The sequence below is a fragment of the Armatimonas sp. genome (assembly GCF_043760365.1).
GTDB lineage: Bacteria > Armatimonadota > Armatimonadia > Armatimonadales > Armatimonadaceae > Armatimonas.
In genome coordinates this window covers 1-4517 of the sequence record NZ_JAYUPA010000514.1, presented here as the reverse complement: position 1 = coordinate 4517, position 4517 = coordinate 1, and the positions used below count along the sequence as shown (strand labels likewise).

The 4517-nt window shown below is 59.4% G+C and carries 5 protein-coding genes; 2 read left to right on the top strand and 3 right to left on the bottom strand.

The window, feature by feature from the left end; translation table 11 throughout:
* The 3 genes from ACH2EH_RS11980 to ACH2EH_RS11970 all read right to left on the bottom strand — a co-directional run.
* A partial coding sequence (locus ACH2EH_RS11980; RefSeq protein WP_395141965.1) for a transposase occupies window positions 1–145 on the bottom strand: 145 nt, incomplete at its 3' end.
* A 64-nt stretch (window positions 146–209) separates the two neighbouring features.
* Window positions 210–770, bottom strand: a complete 561-nt coding sequence (locus tag ACH2EH_RS11975) for a UbiX family flavin prenyltransferase (protein ID WP_395141963.1) — start codon at window positions 768–770, stop codon at window positions 210–212.
* On the bottom strand, window positions 767–1366 hold the full coding sequence (locus ACH2EH_RS11970) for an NUDIX domain-containing protein (protein ID WP_395141961.1): 600 nt from the start codon (window positions 1364–1366) through the stop codon (window positions 767–769). Before ACH2EH_RS11970 ends, ACH2EH_RS11975 begins: the two co-directional genes overlap by 4 nt.
* A 102-nt stretch (window positions 1367–1468) precedes the next feature.
* Between ACH2EH_RS11970 and ACH2EH_RS11965 the strand changes: the two genes are divergently transcribed.
* Both ACH2EH_RS11965 and ACH2EH_RS11960 read left to right on the top strand, forming a co-directional pair.
* A complete protein-coding gene (locus ACH2EH_RS11965) occupies window positions 1469–2509 on the top strand; it encodes a hypothetical protein (protein WP_395141959.1) in 1041 nt (346 codons plus the stop codon).
* A 71-nt stretch (window positions 2510–2580) separates the two neighbouring features.
* Window positions 2581–4517 (top strand): hypothetical protein (locus ACH2EH_RS11960; RefSeq protein WP_395141957.1); only part of this gene is annotated, 1937 nt, incomplete at its 3' end.

Sequence of the window (4517 nt, the reverse complement as noted above, 5' to 3'; positions counted from 1 at the left end):
AATCCGCAGGCGTGATGGTAGTGGACATCTGAACAAGCAAGTGCACGTGATCCGGCATCCCATTAAGCGCCACCACGATGCACCCCAGCTCCCGCACTTTTGCCTCCATCATTCGGTACAGTCGCCCCTCGATCTCCGGGGTCACAACATGAAGTTCCTCCGCCCCTATAACGGCTGGACTCTCCCCAATCTAACAAAATGCGGAAATTTTATTTTTGCCATTCCCCAACAAGGGTTTGTTCTATGCCGAGATTTTGCAAAATCCGGGCGACCACCGTATCAACCAGATCCTCGATGGTTTTAGGCTCGTGGTAGAACGCGGGGCTGGCGGGCAGAATCGTGGCCCCGGCTTCGGCGAGCTGGGTCATATTGCGCAGATGAATGAGATTCCAGGGCATCTCGCGGGGGACAAGAATCAGCTTGCGGCCCTCTTTAAGGCAGACATCGGCGGCGCGGGTGGTGAGGTCGTCGCTGATGCCGTTTGCGATTCGTCCGGCAGTTCCCATAGAGCAGGGGACAATCACCATGCCATCGTGGCGAAAGCTCCCCGATGCGGGTGGCGTGAAGAAGTTGCGCTTCTCACAGAGCGTGATTTTCGGATCGAGCAAGTAGGCATCGAGCTCTAACCCCAGCTCGGTCTTGAGGACGGAGGCGGCGTTCGACGAGAGCATTAAATAGATCTCCTCGTAGTGGTGCACGGCCTGCATCAGAAAGCGCTGGGCATAGAGAGCGCCACTCGCTCCGGTGATCGCAACCACAAGGCGCTTCACTCAGTGTCCTCATCGCTATCGCCCTCGACGACGAGCTCACGGATCACGCCGGTGGGCTCCGGCAGACGCCCCAGATAAGTTTCAAAGACACGCCGCTCTAGCTCGGGAAGGAGCGTGAGGGCCTCTTCGGGCGTACAGAGCCGTCGCCCCACCACACTGTCGGCGGGATCATGGTGCGGCTCGTCGGAGAGCTCCGCGACTTGCCCCGAGACCCAGAGCAGATAGGTCGGGTGCACGCGGTAGACACGGCCTGGAACACGATTCAGAAACTCAATCCGGGTAGCGGCAAGGGACTTGTAGTCCGGGGCGAGGCGCATCCGCACCTCCTCCCAGAGCTCGCGTGCCAGTGCCTGGTGCTGCGTCTCACCGCCCTCCAGCCGTCCGCCAGGGAACGTGAAGCTGCCATCTTTGTTCTCCGCAAGCACCACACGTCCGTCTGCGAGAAACGACACGGCATGGATCGAGCGCACCCGCTCTTGATCGTCCACAATGCTCGGCAAGCCCGTGATAAGCCGGACGCGCTGGTGCTCTCCCCAGATTGCCTCCTCCACGCGCCAGGCTCCGGGCGGTAGGCCCGTGTTTCGTTTTCTTGCCATAATTTTTTCAGTTTACCCGGAGATGAGAAGAAAGAGGACAAAGTTGTAACGCTCGCTGTAACGCCCTAGGGCTATGCTGGTGCCATGAAAGGTAGGTTCCTCATGAAACTCTCTCGTCCTCAAGCCAAACGGCTCATCACGGCAGGTGGTCTGCTCTTCGCCAGTATCGGGCTCATGGTCGCCCCCGGCTGTAGCGCAGGCGTCGTCACACCCGCTAGTGTCTTCGCCAGCCGCAGCTTCGTCTCCGAGGCCATCACCCAGCCTGGAGGCTCGTCCAACATGCTCTCCATCACCACAAACGCCTCCTACAACGCCACGGGTGTCTTCTCCGTAACTCGGGCAGCCCTCAAAAAATCCCGCGTCGAGTGGCCTCTTACGATTCCCTTGACGGGTATCACGCTCTCGGGGACTTTTGACCCGGACACCGGGGCAGTAAATCTTAATGGCATCTACACCGATCCCGTCAGCCTTCTTGCGTACGAGATTCACGTGACGGGTATTTTGCCCGCAGACAACAGCCTCGGTACACTCCACATTACTGCGAACGGAGTCGCGCAGCCCGATCTAAGCTTCCGTCGCTCCGACTCCCCTGTGGTGCTGCCCTCGCCGGGCACGACACCCACTCCGATCCCCACACCAACACCCGTGCCAACTCCCATCCCCACACCCGCTCCGACCAACGGCACGTTAACCGTCACCAATCGCACCGGTGACTTCCCCAGTGGGCCACTGACGCTGGGCAAGCTTAGTGGGCAAAAAGGCGGCAACACCTACATCAACTTCACCATGGGAACAGCGGCCTACGGGAGCTATCCCAACCGACAGTTTGCCTTTAACTTTATTGATAGCAGCTCGCCAAGCCAGGCCTTTGTGGTGGGGGAAACCTTGGCCTTGAAGTCAGCTTACACGAGCGCCGATAAACACTACTGCCAGCTCAGTATCAGCAATGGTCTAGGGCTCGACCAGTCACTCTACTACGCTCCCACGGGCGGCACGGTTCGGATTGTCGCGTTGAGCACCAACTCCATCACGGTCTCTCTGGAGAATGTCACGATCACTGCCAGCGGTGCGTATCCGACCAGCACGCCCAACACGGGCGGTGCCACCATCAACGGCACCCTCACCTACGACTTCAGTTTCTAGCGACGAAATTTCCCTTGAAGCTTGAAGTCTGAGAGACTTTCTGGCATCCTAATGCCAGGAGGTTTCTCAGTATGTCTCGCTTTGTTGTTTCTGCCGTCGTTGCGGCCTCTCTCTTTTGTGCCTGCCCTGCTCAAGCGCAGCAATCTGTCGTCCGGCGCTCGTTTGTGACCCAGTACCTGGAGCGGGTGATCTGGACACCGCAGGAGCGTGGCCCGCTTCTCGTCATCGCTCCGGACAGTATGATCCGTGTCTTGAATGGCGGCCACTCCCCGGATCTGTCCAAGCTCTCTCGTGAAGGCGGGATCAATGTGCTGGATTTCACCGCCGCGATGGAGCGCAGGCTGGCGCGAACCACGAGCCTGAGCGCCCTTGTGCTGGAAAAGATGATCGTGCTCAATAGCAAGCTGGGCAAGCCCGATCTGAGCCAGCTCCCGTCATCCGATGCTCTGATGGCTCTGGCAGCCTCGCTCGATGAGCGCCAGTGGCAGCTTTTGTGTGGCACGAACGGTCTGGGCTTGCGCGATCTCTCGGCGCAGCAGCAGCCGCTTTTCTCCCGGATCTTGCCACAAGGGCTACTTGTGGGGAGTTTTGGCGCACCGAATGCCACGCCCGTTCCTCCCAGTGCCCTTGCGCAGAGCCGTGTGCAGCTGAGCCACTCATTGCAGTTCTGGTTCGCCTACCAGGATGAGAAGCTCAATGGAGGCTTCGGAGGCAGCTTCAGCGGCACTATTCAGGGCAACGACACGCGCCCGAAGCTCAGCAAGGACTTCCGTGTCCGCGCTCAGTCCAGCGCCAACTACGGTGTCACTCTGTCCGAAGTGCTCCCTAACAGGCTCAAGCCCTCACAGCTCGACTATAAATCTACCTCGTTCGATAAACGCATCGCACTGGAGGGGGCCAAGACGATTGAGGAGCTTCTGGGGCGCGTCACCCAAGCCACGGGCTTTGAGATTCGTGCCGACAAGCGCATCGCCGAGCTGGCTCTCTGGCTGCGTAACACTCCGGAGCAGAGCGCTCGTGCGGGGGATTTACTGGAGCTGCTGGCGCTGAGCGTCACCGGGGCGTTTCGCAAGCTGGAAGCCCCCGGCCAGAAGTCTCTCTGGCTCCTCACCGATGACATTGAAGGGCTCGCAACACGCCAAGCGCGGCAAGAACGCTGGAGAGCAGAGGCCGAAAAGCTTGCCAGTGAGATGCGCCGTGGCTACCGCGAGCGCTTCAAAGCAACCAAGCTAGAGCATTTTGTCTCGACAGACAACAGCTACGGCCTCTCCCCGGAGCTTATTAAAAGCGTTCAAGGCGTTCAAGCCGGGGGTCAGATAAAAACCACGGTCGTCCCCCTCAGTGCTCTGCCCAAGAATATCTCCGATCAGCTTGAGACAATTCTTAAGCAGCAGATTAAGTCACAGGAGGAAGGGCACAGCCAGAGTTCTATTAATGGTGTTATCAATCCTCCGCTCGATCCCTCACGAATTAAGCTATCCCAGAATCAGCTAGGCCTCTCCGTGATTGTGCCAGGTTATGGGGTCTATCAGGATCAAAGCTCCGCATCATCCCTGGGCAACGAGCTGCAAAATGCGTCGCGAGACCAAACGACGCGTCCACCGACCCCTGAGCCGGTTCGTCCCGAGATTCGCACGCGCATCGCAATCTTCGCACCGAAGACTCCCGCAGAAGCCCGGCACGCACTCACAGCCGCAGCGACGGCAAAGCTCAGCGCGGTCTGGATCGCAACGGATGAGGAGAAGCTGGAGACACTGAAGGCGGCGCTGGAGGAGGGCAAGAAAGTCGGGATTCCCGTGGGAGCTGCTGTCGCGCTGGCCCGGCTTCCTGAAAACGCCCCCGCCGACCTCAACCTCTTAGGAGAAACGGGTCCCTACCGTATTCCCGATGCGCCGGAAACGCCTCGGGAGCTTCTACCCCGCCTACGTGCGCTTGCCCCCCTTCCTGGCCTGGCTGGACTTGCCCTCACCGAAACCGGTGCCCCCGGCTATCTTTCCAGTGCCCTCTC